The sequence below is a fragment of the Lactobacillus rizhaonensis genome, assembly GCF_036246345.1.
GTDB classification, from domain to species: domain Bacteria; phylum Bacillota; class Bacilli; order Lactobacillales; family Lactobacillaceae; genus Lactobacillus; species Lactobacillus rizhaonensis.
This window is the reverse complement of the sequence record NZ_BTTV01000005.1, coordinates 65,378-87,508: the sequence shown is the minus strand read 5'-3', so window position 1 is coordinate 87,508 and position 22,131 is coordinate 65,378. Positions and strand designations below refer to the sequence as shown.

Genomic DNA, 22,131 nt, shown 5'->3' with positions numbered 1-22,131 from the left:
TATTATCTTAGCATTTTTCTATTATTATTACCAGTAATATTAACAAAATTCTATTTTTTATGTAATTTAAAGTAGTCTTGTACCATCGCCTTGGTCATTTGTAATGTATAGGATCCTTCCAATTTGGGATCCAGTCCAGGAAAAATTACAGCTGTAGCAATTTCAGGATTATTCGACGGTGCATAACCAACAAAAGTAGCATTGACTAGTTCTGGTGGATTTTTTTGGTTAGGATTATCAGGATCGTAATAAAATGTTTGAGCTGTTCCCGACTTTCCCGAAATAGATGGTTTCACTTTTTTCAATTTATGAGCGGTACCCCAGGAATTTGTACCATGAACAACACGCCAGAAGCCTTGTCTGATGATATTAAGCTCATCTTGAGTCCAAGGTATGCGTAACTGTACCTGAGGCTTTTTGTTATAGTCAATATAAACTTTTTTACCATTATTTGCCGTTCTACCAACCGACTGCACCACATAAGGCTGCATGCGATAGCCACCATTAGCTATCGTTGAAACATATTGTGCCATTTGGATAAGTGTATAAGCATCATAGTTACCATATGATAAGTCAAGTACAGAACCTGAAAGAACTAATCCCTGATCATTGAATGATCTACCTTGAATACCCGATATTTCTCCCGGTAAATCAATTCCAGTCTTTTGACCCAAACCAAACATATTAAAATTGTGGCGCAAAGTTTCAAAGGCTGTTTGAGGCATGGTGATCCTTATTTTAGGAACATAAGACGCATTAACCCATTTCATTGCCAAATGCATCATGTAAATATTACTGGAAACTTCTAAAGCAGTTTCAGCATCTAGCGCACTAAAAGTGCCAATTGGATATACTGACTTTTTGACCGGCGTACTAGGTAAATAAACTGGGGTATCCGGCATTACATTATTGGTAGGAGTAATTACTTTATTTATTAATCCTCCACTTACCATTGCACCTTTAACTGCCGAGCCCATGACAAAAGACTGATTAATAACGCCTAACGCATTATTGGTAGTTTTATTTTTCTTAGGATCACGACTGATTCCCGCCATAGCTAGAATTGCACCGGTTTTAGGATTCATTGCAATGGCATATGCACCATTTGAATAGTGAGCGGCACCTGACCCAATAGCAGAAGCATAGATTTTTTCTAATGAACTTTGAACCTGTTTTTGATATTTAGCATCAAGGGTCAAAACTAAACTGGCGCCTGCCTGCCCAGAATAAACCGATTTTGACTGTTCGATGTCTCCCGAATTCTTAGTCCAAACTTTGCTGGTTGACTTAGTTCCCTTGAGCAGTGGTTCATATTTTTCTTCCAAATATGATGTACCTACCCGATCATTTCGAGAATAACCGTTTGTTAAGTAATATTGTAAATTATCACTAGGCAAGCCGGCCTTTTCTGTTGAGACAGAACCAATAATACTGCGGATAGACGAACCATTAGGATAAGATCTTTGCCAGTCAGTTCCAATGCCCACACCAGGAAGCTCTGAGAGGTGCTCACCCACCTCCGCAATTTCTTTGTCTGTTAAATGATTATTCTTAATATAAATTGTAGAAAGAGTATAGGCTCCTGAAATTTTATTATAAATTAATGCCGCTGTTTTCTCACGTGCATTCAGCTTAATATGTTCTGCACTAACCTGTTCTTTGATTTTCTGATTAATTAAATTGTCATCCTGTTTGGCTCTGACGGATTTAGGAACTTTGGCAGATTCTTTAGCACTATTTTCCTTATTTGCCAAATAATAATCAATTACTTGTTGTTCAGTCGGTTTCTCATCCTTGATAGAAATATAATGACTAAGAGAGTTGGAAATTGCATAGATATCTTCGGTTGTAGTCGAAACACTTTTAGTATAAGTAATAGCATTTTTAGCCTTATTCCCTACCAGTACACGACCTTTATTGTCATACATAACACCGCGAGGAACCTGACTGGAAACTATTGCCGAATTAGATTTTTGTACTTCAGCTTTAAAGCGTGAGCCATAACCTATTTGCAAGTATGCTAGTTGTCCAATCAAAGCCGCAAAAAGGACAAAAATAATACCTAAAATTATCTTCATCCTGATTGGAGTAGAAGCTTGTTTTTTGGCATTATTATTTTTAGTTTTCAGTTTTTTCTTGAAAAAATTCACTTAGCCTCAACCTCACTAAACTAGTGTAATTTTAACAAAAACTAGAGTACAAATCTATTGAGATGGTAACGTTTTGGAAAAACTTTAAGATAGAATACTTATTGATCAGAAAGACCAAAACTGCACACAAATACTTTTGCGAAAAATCTTCAGTATTTTTTCTAAATGTAATAAAATAAAAGTGGGATAAAATATAGAAAGAAGATCAAACTATGACACTTAAATATCTTATTGGAGTTGATGCTGGAGGAACGCACACTACAGCAATAGCTTATGACTTAAAGGGTCAAAAACTGGCAGAGGCTCAAGCCGGTCCTGGACAAGTAAATACGGACTATAATAATGCCATTACTAACATCACAAAAGCAATCAACGAATTAGTTGACGAAATTGATGGAGATTGTCAACGGATTCTCTGTGGAATGGCTGGTTTATCAGTTATCGGTCATGCGCCAGAAGTAGCCGCTGAAATCTCTGCCAAGGTTGATAACCTGCCAACCAGAGCAGTTACCGACTCCCTCTTAGCTCTTTATAATGGACTTGAAGGTGAAGATGGCGGTCTTGTTATTGCTGGTACTGGTTCTGTTTTCAATGGCTTACAGCATGGCAGCATTATCACCACTGGTGGCTATGGTTCCATTTTAGGTGACGAAGGCTCAGGCTATGCTATCTCACTAAGTGCTTTAAAATCTGCTTTACTTAGTTGGGATAAACGAGAAGACAATGAATTAATTGGAATGTTTAATAAACTTTTTAAAGTTGATAATTTAAATGATGCTACTGCCAAGTTTTACAAAACCAGCAATTCTGATTTTGCTTCAATGGCTGTGAACGTAGCTCAATTAGCTGATAAAGGTGATCCTTTTGCTTCAGCTGTAATAAAAGAGCAAGCTGAACTGCTTGCAAGAGATATTACAATCGGAATGGACCGGTATGAAGAGCCCAAGCCAATGAAAATTGCGCTGACTGGTTCCGTACTTGCCAATAATCAAATGTTGCGCGATTTTCTTGAAAATAAAGTTCATGAAAAATATCCACAAGCCCAGTTTTCTATTTCTAACGGTGAAAATGCTCGTGGTGTTATCTTTGATAAAAGCAAGGACTACCGCTACTTTACTAGTCATTAAATTTAAAATAAAAAGACCAGACGGTTACCACTTCTCTTATAGAAGTACAGCTGTTCTGGTCTTTTTATTTTTATAAGCGTTATTCTAAAATAACTCTATCAAACTAGCTATTTTTCTTCAACTTTATTGATTACGACATCAAATTTGCCACCAGGTGTTGAAATAGTTACTGTTTCACCTTTTTTCTTTCCCAAAATTGCTTGAGCAATCGGTGAATCATTAGAAATCTTACCATTCATTGGATCAGATTCATCACTACCAACAATTGTATATGTCTCAGGTTCATCCTCACCAACTTCAGTATAGGTAACAGTTTTACCTACAGCAACTTCATCTGGATCACTAGCATTAGCATCAACAACATGAGCATACTTAAGCATGTCTTCAACAACACTAATGCGATCTTCAAGATGACTTTGCTCATCTTTGGCTGCATCATATTCCGAGTTTTCGGATAAATCGCCATAAGAACGGGCGACCTTGATTCTTTCAATTACTTCTGGCCGCTTTACAACTTTTAAATTTTTTAATTCTGCTTCAAGTTTTTCTTTACCTTCAGCAGTCATCGGATATGATTTTTCAGGCATAAAACTTTCTACTCCTTAAAGTTAAAATTCTTTTTGCACTGGTCTATGATATTCACTTAAACGGTTAATGTCAATAATTAACGTATTTCTACTTTTAGTTGTTTTTCAAGGCTAGCTTCAATAGAATTCATTGCTTTATTAACGATTTCATCAGTTAATGTGTCATTTTCATTGAGAAATGTTAAACGATAAGCAAAGCTCTTTTTATCTTCAGCAATGTGAGAACCGCGGTAGACATCAATAATACGCAAGTTATAGAGATATTTTCCACCATTTGCTTTTATAACATCCTCAACAGCTTGATTAGTTACATCTTTATCTACTAAAATTGACAAATCGCGTTCAACTGCAGGAAACTTAGGAGCGCTTTGAGCAGTAGTTTGTGGATTAAGAATTAATGGAATAATATCATCAAGATTCAATTCATAGCCGTAAATTTCGCTATCTTTCATTGCCTTATTAGACTGAGTAACAGGACGATCCAGCATACCAATCATGCCAACATATTTGTTTTTAATGTATATCCCTGCAGTTCTAGTAGGATGCATGTACATGATTACTTCAGCTCGGTATTCAACATCATTCAAATTAATTCCCAGGGCTGAGAACAGATTAGTCAATTGTCCTTTAACATAAAAGAAATCAATTTTTTCATTATCATTCTGCCAGTTTTCGAAATAAACATTACCGCTATATAACGCAGCTAAATGTTCATGCTCATTATAATTGTTATTTTCAAAATCATAGACACGTCCCTGTTCAAAAATTGCCAGCTGATTTTGCTTACGTGCCATATTGTAGCTCGCAGCATCGACCAAACCAGTCATTAGGTTTTGTCTTAAAGTTGAACGATTGGAATTCAACGGCATTTGGACTTCAACGGGTTTTTTAGGTTCCTTGGAAAAGCCAATTGCTTTTTCAAGCGAAGTTAATGAATAGGAAATAGCTTCAATTAAGCCTTGACCTTGAACCACATTTTTAATGCGTCTAATGGTTTCTTCTTTTTTAGAGTAACCGCCATGTGTTTCTGCTAGGATCGGTTGCGTCGACTTAATATTATCATAACCATATAAGCGTCCCACTTCCTCAACCAGATCAGCAGGAATAGCAATATCCCAGCGCCTTGCGGGTACATCGACAATTAAATTATCACCGTTAATTTCAATTTTAAAATTCAAACGGGCAAAAATGGCAGCAATTTCTGAAGAAGATATCTCAGTACCTAATACTTTATTTATATAAGAGATTGTTGTGGTAATTTTAGTTGGTTTGCGTTCTACAGAACTGCCTGTAATGACACCTTCATTAATTGTTCCAGAAGCATCATTTCTTAAAAGCAACGCAGCCATATCTAACGCTCTGGTAGTAGCATCCCAATTAACGCCCTTTTCATAACGACTAGAGGCTTCAGTTCTATTTGCATGGCGCAAAGCAGCCTTTCTAATTAAAGTGGGATCAAAGATAGCAGATTCTAACAAAACATCTGTAGTATCTGATTCAATTTCTGAATTAAGTCCTCCCATTACACCCGCCATCATCACTACATCTTCACCATTAGTAATGACGATGTCATTGGGATCAAGATCAACTTCTTTATTATTCAACAAAGTCAGTTTTTCATCTTTATTAGCTTTTCTAACTACTAGTTTATGTGTTTTAAAAGCTCTGGCATCGTAACTATGCATTGGTTGACCGGTTAAAAGCATAATGTAGTTAGTAACATCAACTACATTGTTAATGGGTCTTATTCCCGCATTCCATAGTCTTCTTTGGAGCCAAAGAGGGCTGTCGCCAATTTTGACATTACTGATTTTGCGTAAATAAAATTTAGGTGCAAGCTGGGAATCCACATCGACAGTAAAATCATTGGTCCAATTGGGACCGTCTTCTTTAACTACTACACCTTCAACTTTAACCGGTACATCAGTAATGGCACCAACTTCATACGCCGAACCTTCCATTGACAATGTGTCCGCGCGATTAGGAGTAATGTCAAAGTCAAAAATATAGTCGTCCATTCCTAGTAGTTCAAATGCTGAATCTCCAGGTTTTATTTCTGCATCGTGTGGAAAAACATAAATACCATTTGTGTACTTTTCGGGTACCAGCTTATCTGGAAAACCTATTTCTTGTAAGCCACAAATCATACCGTTAGATTCATTGCCCCGCAATTTGGTTTTTTTGATTTTAACATTATCGGCAATTCTAGCACCTGGTAATGCAACCACAACGTCTTCTCCGGCAGCAACATTAGGAGCACCGCAAACAATTTGGTAAGGTTCTTCTTCTCCTACATCAACGTGAGTTAAATTTAAGTGCGTACCAGAAATTGGTTCGCAGTCAATAATATGACCCACTACCAACTTCTTCATACCATCTTCAGGGTGTTTAACTTCTGCTACTTCAACACCTGTCCGAGTTATTTTTTCAGCCAAATCATTAGGATCCTGGTCCAACTTAATAAAATCCTTTAGCCAATTGTATGAAACTAGCATTATCTTTCCTCCCTACTGAATTGTTCTAAGAAGCGGACATCGTTTGTGTAAAAATCACGAATATCATCAATACCATATTTAAGAATAGCGAAACGATCTAATCCCACACCAAAAGCAAAACCACCATATACATTGGAATCAATTCCAGCATTTTCTATAACGTTAGGATGAACCATTCCAGCACCTAAAACTTCAATCCAACCTGTATATTTACAAATAGAACAGCCTTTGCCATTGCAATTAAAGCAGGAAACGTCCATTTCTACAGAAGGTTCAGTAAAAGGAAAGTAACTAGGACGAAGACGGGTTTCACGATCTTGACCAAAAATATGCTTGGCCATTAGTTCTAAAGTTCCCTTCAAATCACCCATTGTAATGTTCTTATCAACTACTAATCCTTCCATCTGCATAAACTGATGGGAGTGAGTGGCATCATCATCATCGCGACGATAAACTTTTCCAGGTCCCACCATTTTTAAAGGTCCTTTAGCAAAATCGTGTTTTTCCAAAACTCGTGCCTGATCACCTGAAGTTTGTGAACGCAATAAGTTATCAGAATCAATATAGAAAGTTTCCTGCATATCTCTTGCTGGATGGTCTTTAGGCAAGTTCATCATTTCGAAGCAGTAGTGGTCAGTTTCTATTTCTGGTCCCTGCACGACTTCATAACCCATACCAATAAAGTATTTTTCCAGGTCATCTAAAATAATATTAATTGGGTGCTTAGCGCCAAGGTGCATTTCTCTTCCGGGTAACGTAACATCTATTTTTTCTTTGTTTAACTGCTCTTCTACTAATGCCTCTACTATCTCTGTTTTAGCATCATCCAGCTTGCTGTTAAAAAGATCACGTAATTTATTAACACGTTGTCCTACTTCACGTCTATCACTGGGATCAATATCTTTCATTGAATGGAGGATTTCAGTTAATTCACTTTTGCGACCAGTTAATTTAACCCGAACATCATTTAACATTTCCTCGTTCTTAGCCTTATTGATCTCTACCAGACCTTTTTCACGCAGCTCTTTTAATCTGTCAAACAAGTCCATAAAAATTTTCCTTTCAAATCAAACAAAAAAGCTTCATCCCATAAGGGACGAAGCTTCGCGGTACCACCCTAGTTTGGACACCAAAAATGTCCACACTTTCAATTTCGCTAACGGTGAATACCGGAATGGATTAGATTCTACTAGTAAGATGAAATTCACAGTTCCGTTTAAACTTTTCTTTCAGCTCAATAAAAAAGTTTCTCTGACTAAATGATTGCTGCTACTAGTCTTACTCTTTGTAATTAGTTAATAGAATATAACTTTTTGGAAAAACATGCAAGCGAATATGCGAAATTAAACCCATTTATCAGCCCAACCATGAATTTGATCGAAAACGGGTTTTAATTCTGCACCTTTTTTAGTCAGACTATAAGAGATAATCTTTGTTTTGCTATCAACTGATCGATTAACAATATTTTCTTTTTCCAATTCCTTCAATCTTTCAACTAGAACACGATCGGAGCAAGGCAAAACACATTGAGCCAAGTCTTTAAATCGCATATAATCGCCAGCACACAAAGAACTGATGATTAGTCCATTCCACTTTTTGCCAATAATTTTAAATGCGTTAATAAAATGTTCGCAGTATTCATAATTAGGAGCACCACAATCCGCACAGCGTTTGTCCTTAATACCTTGAGTCATGATATCGTCCTCCCACAAGAAAGCTTTACTTTGTCTTTTATTATATTAAATATACTTACTAAAAACAAGTGTTAGCAGTTAAGCAAAATAATAGATTATAATACCCGCAGCTACAGCCGCATTTAAAGATTCAGCTTTGCCTTTAATAGGAATATATAACTTTTCATCACTCATTTCTGCTATTTCTGAAGTAACACCGTGAGCTTCATTGCCAATAACCAAACCTAATTGGGGCACCTTATGAAACTGGGGCAATTCTTTAGCATTTTTGTCTAGCATACTAGAATATACAGGTATTGAATTATCTTGCATTTCTTTAATAACTTCTGTTAGGTCCTGCATAATTAATTTAACATGGAACTGACTTCCTTGCATTGCCCTTTGAGTTTTAGGATTATAAATATCAACACTTGCAGGAGAAAAAACAACACCATTAAAGCCAGCAGCATCTGCTGTCCTAATAATGGTACCTACATTACCAGGATCTGCCAAATGGTCTAAAAGAACCCATTTGCCAAAATTCACGTGATAGTCGCGGGCTTGCGCCATTTTTAAAACCATAAAAATATCCTGCGAATTTTTGGTACTAGAAAGGTGATGAGCAATAGCCGAATTTATGATAAATGTTTTCTTACTGGTTATTACCTCATGAAAGTTTTCATTGATTTTAGTGATTGCCGCAGCACTTCCCAGCAGATAAAGGTATTTTTCTCCCGCTTTTAGTGCTTCTTCAATTAGGTGAAAACCTTCAATTAAGTATAAACTGTCTTTTTGCCGATACTTTTTTTGTTTTAATTTAGATAGATCTTTTATTAAGTTATTATTTACCGAACTTATTTTTTCTAGCATCTGGATATCTTCTTTCGTTTTTATAATATATTTTTTAATTTCAAGCTGCTAAAATGTTAAAATCAAGGAAGCAGTATAGGAAGGATTATTATGGGATTTTTTAACAAACATAAAATTAAAAGGGAAAGCAATCCGACCAATGAATCAAGAGAAACCTGGCAATTAACTATCTCAGGCATCGTTCAAGGAGTAGGCTTTCGCTGGAGCGTCTTAAACCTTGCTAAAAAGATGGAATTAGATGGGAATGTGCGCAATAACAGCGATGAAACAGTCACAATTACTTTACAAGCTGACCAAGACAGAGTCAATCAGTTTTGCTCTGAATTACCCAAAAATATTTCGCAATTTGCCCGAATTTCAACTATCAAGAAAGAAAAACTGATAAAAGTGGGCAAAATAACTGGTTTTCATGTATTATATTAGTTATTGGCAAAAAAATAATAATTGGGTGAGTTGAATGAAAAAATTTCGAAAATATATCGGATTAATTGCTATTTGCTTGGCGGTCATGTTGATTGTTACTGCTTGTGCACAGAATGGTGGAGCTAATAAGCCACCAACGGGCTTTATATATGGGTCGATTTATAAGTTTATCGGCAAACCTATGCAAAATATCATGCTCTATTTTTCCAATATCATAGGTGGAGCAAATGGAGCCGGTTGGGCCATTATCTTAATGACCCTTGTAGTTAGAATGATTCTTTTGCCTCTAATGCTTAATCAACAAAAGAAATCAACTACACAACAAGAGAAAATGTCTCGTTTACAACCACAGATGAAATTAATTCAGGATACTATGAAACGTAAGGATCTGAATCAAGACCAGCAAATGACCTTGGCTGGTTGGCAACGAGAACTCTATTCCAAAAACCATTTGTCTCTGACCGGTGGGATGGGCTGTTTGCCCCTAATTATTCAGTTCCCTATTATGATTGGTATTTATGATGCCGTAATGTATTCCAAGAGCTTGGCTAGTTCGTCATTTTTCGGTATTTCCTTAAGTAGCAGATCAATTTCAGTCACGATTTTTGCTACAATTTTCGCTTTTGCACAAGGATATCTTTCAATGGTGGGAATTCCCCAAGAACAAAAGAAGCAGATGCAGTCAATGATGCTCTTGAACCCTATTATGACACTCTTTATCTGTCTTTCTGTCTCAGGATCCGTTGCCTTGTATTGGGCTGCCGGCAACTTTTTCTCTATTATTCAGCAATTGCTGGTAACATATATCATCACGCCAAAAGTTAAGAAAGAAGTAGATGAAGAGTTAAAGCGGGAGCCTATTACTGAAGTAGTAACTGAAGAAAAAGTTAAGGAATTGATTAATTCACAAGTAAGTTCTCCACTTCAAACTGAAGAAACAAAAGAATTGCATGAATCCTTACGTAATCGTAACAAAGGTAAGCAACAAAAACGGCATTAACTGATAAAAATATGTCAAAAAAACCTGTATATGTCATGATATGTTTATAACTCGACAAACATAATAACAGACTTACAGGTCTTTTTTATTTATTTTATTTTTTGCTTTTTTCTGCTTCTTCACGCTTTCGTAGCCTTGAAGCCTGAGATTGCGAAAGAGCCGGGAAGTCCATCATAAACTGACTACCCTGTCCCTCAACAGAATCAACGCTAATTTTACCATGATAACTAGTAACTAATTTTTGAGCAATTGACAAACCTAAACCATTACCGCCTTTTTCTCTGGTTCTAGCTTTATCCACCCTATAAAAGCGGTTAAAAATTTTACTTTGTTCTTTTTTGGAAATTCCTTCGCCGTAGTCTTGCACTATTATATGAACTTCATCCTGTGACAAGCCAGCTGAAACATTCATTTCTTTACGGTCCGTAGAGTATTTAACACCGTTGTCAATTAATATGACAAGGAGTTGTTCCAAGTGCCCTTGGTAAATCTGAATTTCTGTATCTTGAGGCAGATCATCCATATCTAATCTGATAGTAAAATCCTTGTGTACCAATGACATATCACCAACAACTCGTTTTAACACCTCTGAGACCTTGGTAACTGCATTAGGATATTGAACATTAATCTGTTCCGCACGAGTCAAGTCCAACATTTCCTGGATAAGATGCTGCATTCTTTTGGCTTCCTGCAGAGAAGCGTCGATAGATTCCGCTAAAATTTGGGGATCATCTTTGCCCCAGCGCTTGAGCATATTTAGATGACCTTCAATAACAGCAACCGGTGTGCGTAATTCGTGAGAAACATCTCCCACAAACTCTTTTTGCTGATCAATATAGCGTTGCATACGATCAAGCATTTGGTTAAATGAAACCGCCAGTTCCTGCAATTCATCATGACGGTGAAAATCTCTAATTCTGGCAGTACTATTAGGATCATCATTTACTTCCAAAGCAACATGAGACATTTCCTTAACAGGTTTGACAATATCGCGCACTATTATATAAGCAATTAAAGTGAACAATACAACAGCTATCAACGAAATCCGTACCATCCACTTTAACAAATCCTTCATCAGACCGTTATAGTATGACATTTTATTTTCAACGATAATATAACCTGTAACTTTTCCAGATTTATCTGATCTCACTTTTTGATAGGTTAGTAGTTCCTGTTTGCGGTTTTTAGTGACACGTGACATTTTATAATCATCCTGAAACTTCTTAAAATCCGGGATTTTACCGCCATTATCAAAAACATCTTCCCCGTGTAAATTATAAACTACTACATTTAAATCAGGATTAGTTAATGAAGATAGTAGGTCATCATTAAAGGCTCTATTGCCCTGTTGGTCAGACCTAATTGGAGGATTACCTCTCATTACTTCTCTAGCTGACGGTGTGAGGGCAAAAGAAACATTAGCTATCTGCAGTTCAGTTGGAATTCGTGTCAAACTACTATTAAGTTTAGATATCATTTCGTTTGAAGTTTGTTTTTGCTGAACCATGGATTGCTGGCCCACAAATGAGTATATTATTACAGAAAATACAACAAAAGAGACCATAATTGTCAAAGCCACGACAGTTACCCATCTCACGACAAGAGATGAGTGTTTGGTCTCCTTTTTCTTTTTGCTTTTATTCCTTTTCATCGTCCTCATCTCTTACCATGTATCCAGTTCCCCGAACTGTTTTGATATATGATTGCTTACCGGGAACGTCAATTTTATTGCGCAGGTAACGCACATAAACTTCTACAACATTAGTTTCAATATTTGAACCAGGACCCCAAATCTTAGCGAGCAATTGGTCACGGCTGACAACATTATTCTTATTTTTAATCAAAGTCATTAATAAGTTATATTCGCGCTTAGTTAGATCAACTGCTTTACCATCACCACGGCGAACAATTCTATTTGCGGTTTCAATAGTAAGATCTTTAAACTTTACAACCTTTTTCTCTATTGAATCATCCGAAGCATCTTTTTCGATTTTTACTCGGCGTAAAACCGCACGCAGACGAGCTAATAGTTCTTCAATCGCAAATGGCTTAACAATATAATCATCAGCTCCATGATCAAGACCCGAAACTCGATCAATGACGGAATCACGGGCGGTCATCATTATGATAGGCGTACTCTTTACCTGACGCACTCTACGAGCTATTTCCAAGCCATTCAGGTCAGGCAGCATCAAGTCTAACAAAATCGCATCAAAGTCTTCTTTTAACGCTAAGTCCAAGGCTTTGCGTCCATTGCTTTCAACAACTGTGTCATACTTTTCATGTTTTAGCTCAAGTTCAACAAAACGCGCCAAATTCTTTTCATCTTCAACAATTAAGATTCTTGCCATTTTTCTTCATCCTTTTTAAAATTTAATTTTGATTAATTTAATTTATATTGTTATTAACAAGTAAAGCATACTTTAAAAGTGCTTTTAAAACAAGATTAAAAACCAGCATTTTGCTAACACTGATTTTTTAACTAATTTAATTATCATTATTTCCGTTATGAATCTTTTCATTATTTTCTTTAAAAAGATCTTTTAATTTAGCAAAAGCAGGATTGATTTGATCATCTTTCTTTTTATTAAAATCTTTTTCTGAAATGACTCTCCAACCTTTTCCTTCAGGATAAATGCCCTGCTCCTGCTCTTTGGTAGTTAAAATTGTTGTTGGGATATTTAATAAAATGTTATCCTCAATTGCTTTTTGCAGATCAATAACTTCATGCTCGACTTTGACAATCGGAATATCACTCTCATCAATCTCTTCTTTAGCTATCTCAACATCTGTATAATTCTCACTAAAATGAAAATCTTCTTTAAACTTAACAGGATTTAAGCTACGACTGGATGGTACTACAAGATCTGCTTGTACATGAAAATTGCCTGTGACAAATGGTTGATTATAAAATAAATCTCCTGTCAGTAGAACACTATCAACTTGATAGACTAGACCATGACTTCTATTAATGAAATCATCTGCTACCTGCAAGTCGCATTCAATATGAGTTAAAGGATCATTACTATATTTGATCTGCGAATAATTCAGTTTTAACATTTAGACCTCCAATGGACGGCGACCAAAGTTTTGATCCACTTGCAGCAGTTGTTCAAAAAAGCGATCAACCCGAAGCTGTAGTCTCATGGAGCCGCTTTGAGTATTTTTTTGATCAACTTTAGAAATGATATCTGCAGGTGTTTCTTTTCTAATCCGTTTAAGATATTTCCTACCTACTTTACTGTATCCCAACAGAAAAAGTGATTCATGATTAAAGCTGTCAATCATATCCTCTTGGGTCACATTCATCAAAGTATATAAACTTAGTCGACGCAAGCGTGAATATGTATAACGCTTTGATTTTACTCTACGCAAAAACTCAGTAAAGGTTTGTGCAGTATGTATCTCCTGCTTCATTTTATATTCCAGGCCTTCACTCATTTGATATATATTCTGCAATTCTGAAATTGAGGAAGATTCTAACCGATATTTTAAAAATGGAAACAGAAGATTCCAATTTGGATAATTCTTTTGTTTAAAAAGTAACTTTACTTCTTTTTTAGGCATCCATTCTTCTAATGTACAACCAACTTCATTATGCAAAATCATATTGCGAATTGCACTTGCGCTCTGAACTACCTTATTACTCTGCAAAACATCGTCATGACCTGCTCCAATGCGGTTAATTGGATGTAAAACTAGAGGAGTACCTAAATTATGATTGGCTACTGCATAGGCTAAAGCCAAAATCGCATTAGGCTCACTAACTTCATGACCAACTTCACGAGCTACCATCTGATTATATTGAGTTGAATATGTCTGACTGTAATCATTAAAGTCCATGTGACTTTGAGGGATTTCCGCAATTTTGCTGCCTAAATAAGCATAATTTTGGGTAGCATCTTCAACTCCAAAAATTAGATCAGTTACTCCAACTTTTACCAATTGGTCGATACTGCCAAGTGCAAATAAATCAGCAGGCTCAACTGAAGTGGAAAATGGCAGTTCAAACACCAAATCAGCACCACTTTCAAGTGCTGTCTGGGCGCGAGACCACTTGTCCATTATTGCCATTTCGCCACGTTGAACGTAATTTCCAGACATGACTACAACGATCGGGTCTTTGCTTCCAGCTATATAACGAGCCTGATTCATTAAGAATTCATGCCCACTGTGAAAGGGATTATATTCTGCAATGATCCCAACTACACTCATGGTTAGCTAATCTTCCTTTAATTCTAATTTTTTACCGTTGACCCATAATTTTTCAACATTATAAAAATCACGAGCATCTTCAGTAAAAACATTTACGACAACATCGCCCAAGTCAAGTAAAAGCCAGTTGGATTCACTCGTACCTTCAACACGGTAATCATAATAATTATGTTTGTGAGCTTCGTCAATAATTGCATTGGCTATTGCGTGCAATTGTCTGTTTGAACCCGCGCTAGTAACTACGTAATAATCGGCTAAAATACTATGTCCTTGCATATCGTAAGCACCTGTATCTTCTCCATGACGGTCGCTAATTGCTTTTAACGTAAAAGTCAATATTTCTTTGCTAGTCATTTTTCTCCTTATTCTTTAATACCCCAAACGTTATATGCGTCTAAAGTACGGGGATAGATTTTATTCCTTTTATCAATTAAAAATTTAAGAGTGTGTGCTAACTGGTAGCCAACTCCCTGGTTAATATTAGCATAAGTTATTTTACGCGCTTCTTCAACACCCGGAAATGATCTGCCTGGTTCAATATAATCAGCCATGAACACAATTTTATCTAAAGTTGTCATTTCAACGTCAGCTGTAGTATGTTTACAAACTGCAGTTAATATTTCTGGATCATTAATCTTTAAATCTCTTTGGATAAAATATGTACCAACAATACCATGCCAAATGCTACGATTCCAATTTAACAGATCCTGATCGAAGCCTTGTGTTTTAATTACTTCGCGATATTCATCAACTGAAACTTGTTTAGCATAATCATGAATAAAGCCGGCTAAAGCTGCCTTATCTACATCATAATGATTAAGCTCGGCCAGTTTACGTGCAGTTTTACTGACCCCAATACAGTGTTCAAAGCGGTCAGCAGTCATATTACTCTTTTCCTTAGCAATAATTTCAGAACTTGATAAAGAAGAATATGTTTTCTTAAATACTAAATCAGTCATGATATAAACCCTTTTTATGAATATAATTTCTAACTGTATCAGGCACCAAATATCTGATTGAACCACCAATTGCAATCGTTTGTCTAATCAAAGTCGAACTAATATCTATAGCTGGAGAATCAACCCAAATCATCGGCAATTTTGCCTTCTGAGGATAACCAGCCCTTTGAACTCCCACTAAGGTTGCCAATTGTGCCAGCTTTGTTGGTTCCTTCCATTCACCTAAATTATTGACTTGGTCACTACCCATGATCAAGTAATAATGATTTTCAGGCTGGGTTTCGCGTAAATATCTTAATGTGTCTACTGTATAAGATACTCCTCCACGATATAATTCAAACAGTTTTACCTGAAAACGTGGATTGTCTTGAGTACCTAACTCCAACATATTTGCCCTATCTTGAGCAGAAACGCTGGGTTCATTTTTCAGCGGCGGAACATTGGTAGGAATAAACCAAATTTCGTCTAAATGTAATTTAGTTAATACCTGTTCAGCTACTATCAAATGACCGATATGAATAGGATTAAAAGTTCCACCAAAAATACCAATTTGGCGCCCTTTTTTTGGTGTCAATTTTTCTTCAGCTACAGCTACAGTAGGTGTTTTTTGATAATTTTTTGCAATAGCAATCATTATATCCTCTAAATTAAAGCTCGTCTAATACCCAGTCCGATTTTACCAGGTGTATAAATTTTAACTAAACAATCTGCAGGAACTGTAATGAAACCAATTCCTCCAAAAAGCAAGTCACTTTTACTACTAGTATGATATTCCTGACCCTTTAAAGGCGGTAACTCGTCACTTTTTGCAGGTGGACTAAGTAATTCACCAATATGCTTTTCGTAAAAACTATCCGCGTTTTCTGTTTTAGTCCTGTGAATATACAGTCCGCGCGCAGCATAAACTGTAAAACTTGCTTTTTCTCCTTTTAAATAGTCAACTCTGCCAAGACCCGCCAAAAATAAACTGTTTCCTGGACTAAGTTGAAAAGTAACCGGCTTAAGTTGTTTTTGAGGTGATATTAACTCCAGTTCCTGAGTGTTTAAGTGCGTAGCCAACTGGTTCTTGGTCAAAATTCCTGGAGTATCAACTAAAAAGTGACCATTTGCCAATGGAATTTCAATTTTATCAAGCGTGGTCCCTGGAAAACGTGAGGTAGTAATCAAATTTTGAATATCACCCATTTGCTCAATAATAGCATTAAGAAGAGTTGACTTTCCAACATTAGTTGTCCCTACAAAGTAGACATCTTGATCTCGGGAATTATGATCCAAGTAGCTTATTAATTCCGGCAAATTTTTTTTATTTTTAGCACTGACCAAAAAGATCTTTTTAGGGTATAAACCCAGCCTATTAGCCTCTTGCCTCATCCAATCTTTAATTTTACTTTGACGAGAATTCTGGGGAAAAAGATCAAATTTATTACCCACTAAAATAAAATCATTATTCCCTATAAAACGCTTGAGGGCTGAAAGCAAAGAGTTAGTAAAATCAAACAGATCTACCACATTAACAACCAATGCTTTTTTTTCTGCTAGCGAATTCAATAACTTTAAAAAATCATCATTGTCTGCTTTGACTGGCATAATCTCATTATAATGACGCAAGCGAAAACAACGTTGACAATAAATGTCATTATCCTCATCTTTGCTTTCTCTTGCCTGCTTTAAACGTGCAGCCGGAAGATAGCCGGCTTCTTCTACATTATCAGATTGAAGCACAGCACCACAACCAATACATATAATTTGGTCATCCATTTTTTATAGTCTCCTTAAATGTAACGGGATGTGATAAGCCTAAAAGGAAAAAAATAATTTTTTCAAAAAAACGATTAATACGGGTATTCCATTTATCAGTTTCAATAAGGGGTTTTACTAACACTGATTCTACACCAGCTAGATTTCCTGCCTGAATATCAGTAATCAGCTGATCCCCCACCATCATGACTTGTTCTTTTTTTAAACCCATACTTTGCCTTTTGCGAGTGATCGCGAAAGGTAACGGCTTTTTGGATTTAGCAACAAAGTCAATATGATAAGGATTCAATACTCTACCTACTCTTTCAGCATTGTTATTGGAAATTACAACAAGCTTAATTTTAGCATGCTCTAACTTCTTATTGAAACTATTCATTTTTTCTGCAGTTTCAAACTCGTTCCAAGCCAAAAGAGTATTATCTAAATCTGAAAAAACAGCTTTGATGCCCATTTTATGCAGCTCAGCAGTATTTAAATGATAAATTGTATCAATCGTATAGCGTGGTCTGAATAACATGCAAAATTCCCTTCATCTATATCCATTGCACTAGTTTAATATACCAAATTATCAGCTGCAAGTGCTAAATTTTGACATAAAAAAACAGCGCCATAAGCGCTATTTTGGTTAATTTAAAGCCTTCTTAGCAGTTTCTGCTAATTTTGCAAAGGTCTTTGAATCGTTATAAGCAATATCAGCTAACATCTTACGGTTAATATCAACACCAGCTAATTTCAAGCCGTGCATTAACTTAGAATATGAAATATCATTTTGTCTTGCTGCAGCATTGATTCTGGCAATCCATAACTTTCTAAAGTCGCTCTTACGTCTTCTTCTGTCACGAAATGCATATCTGTAAGATACAAATAACTGTGTACTTGCAGCCTTAAATTGCATATGCTTTGCGCCACGGTAACCCTTGGCAAGCTTCATAATCTTTTTACGACGTTTACGTGTAACTGTTCCACCCTTAACTCTTGGCATCTAAAATTCCTCCTAAATATCGTTTGATTGATGTAATTAACGCATTTGAGAGAGCATCTGTTTGATGCGCTTCAAGTCGCTGCGTGAAACCATTGCAGCCTTTCTCAAATGACGACGTTGTTTCTTAGTCTTGCCGTGGAAACGGTGGCCGGTAAAAGCGTGATGACGCTTTAATTGACCAGAAGCAGTTCTCTTAAAACGCTTAGCAGAAGCGCGGTGGGTTTTCATTTTAGGCATTTTCTAATTCCTCCAAATTAACTAATTATTTTTGTCACTCTTCGGAGCGAGCATTAAGAACATTGAGCGGCCTTCCATCTTAGGTTTGCTAACTACAGTAGCAATATCAGATGTAGCTTCAGCCATTTTTTCCAATACTTCACGACCTAGTTCCTTATGAGTGATTGCTCGACCTCTGAACCTGATCGAAACGCGTACTTTAGCACCTTCTTTAGTGATAAATTTACGCGCATGTTTTAACTTAGTGTTAAAATCGTTACCCTCAATCGTTGGACTTAAACGGATTTCTTTGACACTGACCGTTTTAGACTTTTTACGGGATTCTTTAACTTTCTTTTGTTGCTGGAAACGGTATTTACCATAGTCCATGATACGAGCAACAGGTGGCTTGGCATTAGGCGAAATTAGAACTAAATCTAAATTTGCAACACTTGCTTGGCGTAAAGCCTCAGTTTTAGTAACAACACCAACTTGTTCACCATCTTCATTAATTAAACGAACTTCGCGAGCGCGAATTTGATCGTTCAATATCAAATTCCTTGGAATAATTCTTCACCTCCGTGTTAATCTGAGGACAAGAAAAAGACGGGTAAACCTTACCCGCCCTTAATCAACAGAAAATATCGATCAGCCTAGAGGTCAACTTAACTTAGGCGAGAAGCGGGAAGCTTCTTCTTGTTCTCAACTAAAGTGATTATACTCGTCTTCAGTATACGTGTCAATAAGATAAACTTTAAAAAATTTCTTTCATCATACTAAACGCTTATTAAGTTTATTCCCTATCACAGATAATGTAAAGCAGATGATAAAATATAAAAACGTTAAAGCCGCAAACATCGGCACAATATAATTAGCATTTTGTCCGTAAATAACTTGCGCATGTTGGATAAGTTCAGGGACAACAATAATAGTTGCTAAAGAAGTATCCTTAATTAAAGAAACAAACTGTCCAATAATAGTAGGTATCATGTGCCGATAGGCCTGTGGCAAAACTACATGCCATAATGACTGCACAAATGTCATTCCGGTTGATCTGGCACCTTCAATTTGGCCAATTGCTACTGATTGAATACCAGAGCGGACAATTTCTGCAATCATGCTGGACTCAAAGATCGTCATAGCAATAATTGCTGATAAAATTGCCCCTGGCCTGAGTCCAATATTTGGTAACCCAAAATAAGTAAAAAAGATAATTAATAATAGAGGTAGATTTCTAACTAAATCAATAATAAAGCCTACAATTGCCGAAACAAATTTAATCTTAGCATAGCGAATTATTCCTAGGACTGAACCTAAAATGAAACTCAATACAATTGCAAAAACCGAAATAAATAATGTAACAGCCAGACCTTTTAACAAAAAGCCAAAGTTTAACCATGATAGAGCATTAATCCATGTTTGCATTATAAGCCGCCTCCCTACGCCATTCTCTTTTCTAAGTGCCGCATGTAATAACTTAGTGGCATAGTAATTACCAGATATAATATGCCGATTACAAAGTAACTGTTAAATGTATCAAAAGTTACAGATGCAATTGCATTGGCTTGATACATCAAATCAAAACCTGCAACAAAAGCCAGTATTGAAGAATCTTTAATTAAATTAACAAATTGATTACCAAGCGGTGGGATAACAATCTTAAGTGCTTGAGGTAAGATCACATAACGCATAGCTTGACTATAAGTCATACCGGTTGATCTGGCACCTTCCATTTGACCTTGAGATACCGACTGAATACCCGAACGAATAATTTCCGCAATAAAAGCCGAGGTATACAGGAACAGACCAATAGTTCCAGCTGTGAAACCATCAATTTGAACAAAATATTTAGGTACTATTAGATAAAAGAACATTACGATAATCAATAACGGAATATTACGAAAGATTTCAACGTAAATCCTACCAATCCTATTAGCTGTTTTATTTGGAATAACTTCTAATAATGCTAATAAAATACCAAAAATCAAACTAAATACTAGTGTTAACAGGCTTGATAAAATAGTCCAGCCAAACCCTGCAAATAGTTGACTACTAAAATCATTGAAGATCCGAATCATTTAATATACATCTCCTTATAGTTAAAACCAGGAACTTGACCGAACCACTTTTTGATTAAGCGATTGTATTCTCCACTTTTCTGAATCTTGTCAATGGCCCGATTTATTGCTCTATGAAAAGGTTCTTGATTTTTATTTACTGCAATACCATAAGGTTCTTTAGTATAAGTTCCTCCGGTTACTTCAAGGCTATCAGGACTTTGTGCTGCTAAACCATATAAAATACCATTATCACTGGTCAAAGCGTCACCTTGATGAGATTTCAAAGCTGATACAGCTTGACCATAATCTTGCATAGCAACAACTTTTGCTCTGGGAGCAACCTTCTTTATTGCCTCAACTGAGTTATCACCAACAATACCGATTACAGTTTTACCATTAAGATCGCTTGGCCTTTTAATATTGGATCCTTTAGGAACAAGGAACGATTTACCAGCCTGAAAATACGGCTTAGAAAAACTGATTACTTGAGCTCTTTCAGGAGTAATTGTCAAAGTGGCAATTACCGCATCAACATTGCCATTTTTCAGCAAGGGAATTCTTGATTGTGAAGTGGCAAGAGTAAAGCGGGCTTGACCTTTTGGACCTAAAATTTCTTTGGTAATAGCTTTAGCCATATCAATATCAAAGCCTTTTTCTTTATCATCTCTGATATCAATTAAACTAAATAGCTTTTTATCACCTTCAACAGCCCAAGTAATAGTATTGGATGAACGAATATTTTTTAAAGCTGATTGATCAGCGACTTTATTACCGCAACCAGATAAAAGGAACATTCCGATTAGTAGCGAGATTGAGCAAATTATTTTTTTCATGATAATGCCCCCATCTTAATGCGCTATTATTTTGCTTAAGAATTGTTGAGCACGATCTGTTTTAGGCTGCTTAAAAAAGGAAGTACTATCATCATCTTCCACAATATGACCCTGATCCATAAAGATAACGCGATTAGCCACTTCTTTAGCAAAGCCCATTTCGTGAGTCACAATCAAGGAAGTCATATCACTAGCTGATGTTACCTTTTTAATTACTTGCAACACTTCGTCTATCATTTCTGGGTCAAGTGCTGAAGTTGGCTCATCAAAAAGTAACAATTTGGGATTCATTGCTAAGGACCGAGCAATAGCGACGCGTTGCTTTTGTCCACCAGATATTTGTGCCGGCATATTTTGAGCCTTATCTGCCATACCAACCATATCAAGCAGATGCAGTGCCTGTTTTTTATTTTCTTCTTCGGGTAAATGGCTTACAATTCTTGGTGCCAGCATGACGTTTTCCAAGACATTTTTGTTTTTATAGAGATTAAAATGCTGAAAAACCATTCCCACATCTTGGCGCAATCTGTTTGAATCAGTCTTCGGATTGGATAAATCCTGATTGTTGACTATTAATTTGCCACCCTGAATTGATTCTAACCGATTTATTGTTCTGATAAGTGTACTTTTACCAGAACCGGAAGGTCCAATCAAAACAACAGTTTCACCTTTATCGATTTGTAAATTGATATTATGCAACGCGTGAAATTTGCCATAAAATTTCTGCACGTCATGAAATTCTACCATTGACATAATTATTACTCCTTTTAGCAGTTTTAATTT

25 protein-coding genes and 2 other annotated features are annotated in these 22,131 nt (G+C 36.2%); of the genes, 3 read left to right on the top strand and 22 right to left on the bottom strand.

Going from position 1 to position 22,131, the window contains the following annotated elements; all coding sequences use genetic code 11:
- Positions 1–50: 50 nt before the first annotated feature.
- The gene (locus tag AAA915_RS07255) at positions 51–2,078 is read right to left on the bottom strand and encodes a peptidoglycan D,D-transpeptidase FtsI family protein (RefSeq protein WP_420915118.1); all 2,028 of its coding nucleotides are present in this window, start codon (positions 2,076–2,078) and stop codon (positions 51–53) included.
- A gap of 284 nt (positions 2,079–2,362) precedes the next feature.
- On the opposite strand from AAA915_RS07255, the gene AAA915_RS07250 reads away from it, so the two are divergent.
- Entirely contained in the window at positions 2,363–3,277 is a 915-nt protein-coding gene (locus tag AAA915_RS07250) for an N-acetylglucosamine kinase (protein ID WP_338201067.1), read from the top strand.
- A gap of 107 nt (positions 3,278–3,384) precedes the next feature.
- Here the strand turns inward: AAA915_RS07250 and greA are convergent, their stop codons facing one another.
- The 5 genes from greA to AAA915_RS07225 all read right to left on the bottom strand — a co-directional run bounded on the left by greA (position 3,385) and on the right by AAA915_RS07225 (position 8,902).
- The gene (gene greA / locus AAA915_RS07245; RefSeq protein WP_046325100.1) at positions 3,385–3,864 is read right to left on the bottom strand and encodes a transcription elongation factor GreA; all 480 of its coding nucleotides are present in this window, start codon (positions 3,862–3,864) and stop codon (positions 3,385–3,387) included.
- Between the two features lie 77 nt (positions 3,865–3,941).
- Positions 3,942–6,359 carry a phenylalanine--tRNA ligase subunit beta gene (pheT, locus tag AAA915_RS07240; protein ID WP_338201065.1) on the bottom strand — a complete coding sequence of 806 codons (2,418 nt, stop codon included), beginning with the start codon at positions 6,357–6,359 and terminating at the stop codon, positions 3,942–3,944.
- A complete protein-coding gene (gene pheS, locus AAA915_RS07235; protein ID WP_294604958.1) occupies positions 6,359–7,408 on the bottom strand; it encodes a phenylalanine--tRNA ligase subunit alpha in 1,050 nt (349 codons plus the stop codon). Before pheS ends, pheT begins: the two co-directional genes overlap by 1 nt.
- A 40-nt stretch (positions 7,409–7,448) precedes the next feature.
- Positions 7,449–7,654: a binding site (T-box leader), on the bottom strand.
- Positions 7,655–7,702: 48 nt separating this feature from the next.
- The gene (locus AAA915_RS07230) at positions 7,703–8,053 is read right to left on the bottom strand and encodes a winged helix-turn-helix transcriptional regulator (protein ID WP_046325103.1); all 351 of its coding nucleotides are present in this window, start codon (positions 8,051–8,053) and stop codon (positions 7,703–7,705) included.
- 78 nt (positions 8,054–8,131) lie between these two features.
- Positions 8,132–8,902: a TrmH family RNA methyltransferase gene (locus AAA915_RS07225; protein ID WP_338201062.1), complete on the bottom strand. Its 771-nt coding sequence runs from the start codon at positions 8,900–8,902 to the stop codon at positions 8,132–8,134.
- Positions 8,903–8,992: 90 nt separating this feature from the next.
- On the opposite strand from AAA915_RS07225, the gene AAA915_RS07220 reads away from it, so the two are divergent.
- Both AAA915_RS07220 and yidC read left to right on the top strand, forming a co-directional pair.
- Complete coding sequence (locus AAA915_RS07220) at positions 8,993–9,325, top strand: acylphosphatase (RefSeq protein WP_338201061.1); 333 nt, start codon at positions 8,993–8,995, stop codon at positions 9,323–9,325.
- Positions 9,326–9,359: 34 nt separating this feature from the next.
- Positions 9,360–10,325, top strand: coding sequence for a membrane protein insertase YidC (yidC, locus tag AAA915_RS07215; RefSeq protein ID WP_338201059.1), 966 nt, complete (start codon positions 9,360–9,362; stop codon positions 10,323–10,325).
- Between the two features lie 94 nt (positions 10,326–10,419).
- Here yidC and AAA915_RS07210 read toward each other — a convergent pair whose 3' ends face one another.
- From AAA915_RS07210 to AAA915_RS07135, 16 genes are all read right to left on the bottom strand, one after another.
- Entirely contained in the window at positions 10,420–11,985 is a 1,566-nt protein-coding gene (locus tag AAA915_RS07210; RefSeq protein ID WP_338201057.1) for a HAMP domain-containing sensor histidine kinase, read from the bottom strand.
- Positions 11,963–12,676, bottom strand: coding sequence for a response regulator transcription factor (locus AAA915_RS07205; RefSeq protein WP_294756799.1), 714 nt, complete (start codon positions 12,674–12,676; stop codon positions 11,963–11,965). Before AAA915_RS07205 ends, AAA915_RS07210 begins: the two co-directional genes overlap by 23 nt.
- A 136-nt stretch (positions 12,677–12,812) precedes the next feature.
- The gene (locus AAA915_RS07200) at positions 12,813–13,385 is read right to left on the bottom strand and encodes a DUF177 domain-containing protein (RefSeq protein WP_338201054.1); all 573 of its coding nucleotides are present in this window, start codon (positions 13,383–13,385) and stop codon (positions 12,813–12,815) included.
- Positions 13,386–14,540 (bottom strand): nucleotidyltransferase, encoded by a 1,155-nt coding sequence (locus tag AAA915_RS07195; RefSeq protein ID WP_338201052.1) that lies wholly within the window; start codon positions 14,538–14,540, stop codon positions 13,386–13,388.
- A gap of 6 nt (positions 14,541–14,546) precedes the next feature.
- On the bottom strand, positions 14,547–14,894 hold the full coding sequence (rsfS, locus tag AAA915_RS07190; protein WP_338201050.1) for a ribosome silencing factor: 348 nt from the start codon (positions 14,892–14,894) through the stop codon (positions 14,547–14,549).
- Positions 14,895–14,902: 8 nt separating this feature from the next.
- Positions 14,903–15,499: a bis(5'-nucleosyl)-tetraphosphatase (symmetrical) YqeK gene (yqeK, locus tag AAA915_RS07185; RefSeq protein ID WP_338201048.1), complete on the bottom strand. Its 597-nt coding sequence runs from the start codon at positions 15,497–15,499 to the stop codon at positions 14,903–14,905.
- Entirely contained in the window at positions 15,492–16,133 is a 642-nt protein-coding gene (locus tag AAA915_RS07180) for a nicotinate-nucleotide adenylyltransferase (protein WP_046325113.1), read from the bottom strand. Before AAA915_RS07180 ends, yqeK begins: the two co-directional genes overlap by 8 nt.
- An 8-nt stretch (positions 16,134–16,141) precedes the next feature.
- Entirely contained in the window at positions 16,142–17,257 is a 1,116-nt protein-coding gene (yqeH, locus tag AAA915_RS07175; RefSeq protein WP_338201045.1) for a ribosome biogenesis GTPase YqeH, read from the bottom strand.
- Entirely contained in the window at positions 17,250–17,774 is a 525-nt protein-coding gene (locus tag AAA915_RS07170) for a YqeG family HAD IIIA-type phosphatase (protein ID WP_338201043.1), read from the bottom strand. The genes yqeH and AAA915_RS07170 overlap by 8 nt, the downstream gene beginning before the upstream one ends.
- 108 nt (positions 17,775–17,882) lie before the next feature.
- Complete coding sequence (rplT, locus tag AAA915_RS07165) at positions 17,883–18,239, bottom strand: 50S ribosomal protein L20 (protein WP_034980161.1); 357 nt, start codon at positions 18,237–18,239, stop codon at positions 17,883–17,885.
- A 36-nt stretch (positions 18,240–18,275) separates the two neighbouring features.
- Positions 18,276–18,476: a 50S ribosomal protein L35 gene (gene rpmI / locus AAA915_RS07160; RefSeq protein ID WP_034980158.1), complete on the bottom strand. Its 201-nt coding sequence runs from the start codon at positions 18,474–18,476 to the stop codon at positions 18,276–18,278.
- Between the two features lie 21 nt (positions 18,477–18,497).
- The gene (infC, locus tag AAA915_RS07155) at positions 18,498–19,010 is read right to left on the bottom strand and encodes a translation initiation factor IF-3 (protein ID WP_046325116.1); all 513 of its coding nucleotides are present in this window, start codon (positions 19,008–19,010) and stop codon (positions 18,498–18,500) included.
- 37 nt (positions 19,011–19,047) lie between these two features.
- Positions 19,048–19,159 (bottom strand) — a sequence feature (ribosomal protein L20 leader region).
- Positions 19,160–19,226: 67 nt separating this feature from the next.
- The gene (locus AAA915_RS07150) at positions 19,227–19,880 is read right to left on the bottom strand and encodes an amino acid ABC transporter permease (RefSeq protein WP_338201039.1); all 654 of its coding nucleotides are present in this window, start codon (positions 19,878–19,880) and stop codon (positions 19,227–19,229) included.
- Positions 19,881–19,894: 14 nt separating this feature from the next.
- A complete protein-coding gene (locus AAA915_RS07145) occupies positions 19,895–20,533 on the bottom strand; it encodes an amino acid ABC transporter permease (RefSeq protein ID WP_294891787.1) in 639 nt (212 codons plus the stop codon).
- Positions 20,530–21,348 (bottom strand): transporter substrate-binding domain-containing protein, encoded by an 819-nt coding sequence (locus AAA915_RS07140; protein WP_338201036.1) that lies wholly within the window; start codon positions 21,346–21,348, stop codon positions 20,530–20,532. The genes AAA915_RS07145 and AAA915_RS07140 overlap by 4 nt, the downstream gene beginning before the upstream one ends.
- Positions 21,349–21,363: 15 nt before the next feature.
- Entirely contained in the window at positions 21,364–22,101 is a 738-nt protein-coding gene (locus AAA915_RS07135; RefSeq protein ID WP_338201034.1) for an amino acid ABC transporter ATP-binding protein, read from the bottom strand.
- Positions 22,102–22,131 lie beyond the last annotated feature (30 nt).

Bases quoted from the DNA above. Each gene is read 5' to 3' on its own strand.
- AAA915_RS07255 (WP_420915118.1), bottom strand. From the start codon at position 2,078: ATGAAGATAATTTTAGGTATTATTTTTGTCCTTTTTGCGGCTTTGATT.
- AAA915_RS07250 (WP_338201067.1), top strand. From the start codon at position 2,363: ATGACACTTAAATATCTTATTGGAGTTGATGCTGGAGGAACGCACACT.
- greA (WP_046325100.1), bottom strand. From the start codon at position 3,864: ATGCCTGAAAAATCATATCCGATGACTGCTGAAGGTAAAGAAAAACTT.
- pheT (WP_338201065.1), bottom strand. From the start codon at position 6,359: ATGCTAGTTTCATACAATTGGCTAAAGGATTTTATTAAGTTGGACCAG.
- pheS (WP_294604958.1), bottom strand. From the start codon at position 7,408: ATGGACTTGTTTGACAGATTAAAAGAGCTGCGTGAAAAAGGTCTGGTA.
- AAA915_RS07230 (WP_046325103.1), bottom strand. From the start codon at position 8,053: ATGACTCAAGGTATTAAGGACAAACGCTGTGCGGATTGTGGTGCTCCT.
- AAA915_RS07225 (WP_338201062.1), bottom strand. From the start codon at position 8,902: ATGCTAGAAAAAATAAGTTCGGTAAATAATAACTTAATAAAAGATCTA.
- AAA915_RS07220 (WP_338201061.1), top strand. From the start codon at position 8,993: ATGGGATTTTTTAACAAACATAAAATTAAAAGGGAAAGCAATCCGACC.
- yidC (WP_338201059.1), top strand. From the start codon at position 9,360: ATGAAAAAATTTCGAAAATATATCGGATTAATTGCTATTTGCTTGGCG.
- AAA915_RS07210 (WP_338201057.1), bottom strand. From the start codon at position 11,985: ATGAGGACGATGAAAAGGAATAAAAGCAAAAAGAAAAAGGAGACCAAA.
- AAA915_RS07205 (WP_294756799.1), bottom strand. From the start codon at position 12,676: ATGGCAAGAATCTTAATTGTTGAAGATGAAAAGAATTTGGCGCGTTTT.
- AAA915_RS07200 (WP_338201054.1), bottom strand. From the start codon at position 13,385: ATGTTAAAACTGAATTATTCGCAGATCAAATATAGTAATGATCCTTTA.
- AAA915_RS07195 (WP_338201052.1), bottom strand. From the start codon at position 14,540: ATGAGTGTAGTTGGGATCATTGCAGAATATAATCCCTTTCACAGTGGG.
- rsfS (WP_338201050.1), bottom strand. From the start codon at position 14,894: ATGACTAGCAAAGAAATATTGACTTTTACGTTAAAAGCAATTAGCGAC.
- yqeK (WP_338201048.1), bottom strand. From the start codon at position 15,499: ATGACTGATTTAGTATTTAAGAAAACATATTCTTCTTTATCAAGTTCT.
- AAA915_RS07180 (WP_046325113.1), bottom strand. From the start codon at position 16,133: ATGATTGCTATTGCAAAAAATTATCAAAAAACACCTACTGTAGCTGTA.
- yqeH (WP_338201045.1), bottom strand. From the start codon at position 17,257: ATGGATGACCAAATTATATGTATTGGTTGTGGTGCTGTGCTTCAATCT.
- AAA915_RS07170 (WP_338201043.1), bottom strand. From the start codon at position 17,774: ATGTTATTCAGACCACGCTATACGATTGATACAATTTATCATTTAAAT.
- rplT (WP_034980161.1), bottom strand. From the start codon at position 18,239: ATGCCAAGAGTTAAGGGTGGAACAGTTACACGTAAACGTCGTAAAAAG.
- rpmI (WP_034980158.1), bottom strand. From the start codon at position 18,476: ATGCCTAAAATGAAAACCCACCGCGCTTCTGCTAAGCGTTTTAAGAGA.
- AAA915_RS07150 (WP_338201039.1), bottom strand. From the start codon at position 19,880: ATGCAAACATGGATTAATGCTCTATCATGGTTAAACTTTGGCTTTTTG.
- AAA915_RS07145 (WP_294891787.1), bottom strand. From the start codon at position 20,533: ATGATTCGGATCTTCAATGATTTTAGTAGTCAACTATTTGCAGGGTTT.
- AAA915_RS07140 (WP_338201036.1), bottom strand. From the start codon at position 21,348: ATGAAAAAAATAATTTGCTCAATCTCGCTACTAATCGGAATGTTCCTT.
- AAA915_RS07135 (WP_338201034.1), bottom strand. From the start codon at position 22,101: ATGTCAATGGTAGAATTTCATGACGTGCAGAAATTTTATGGCAAATTT.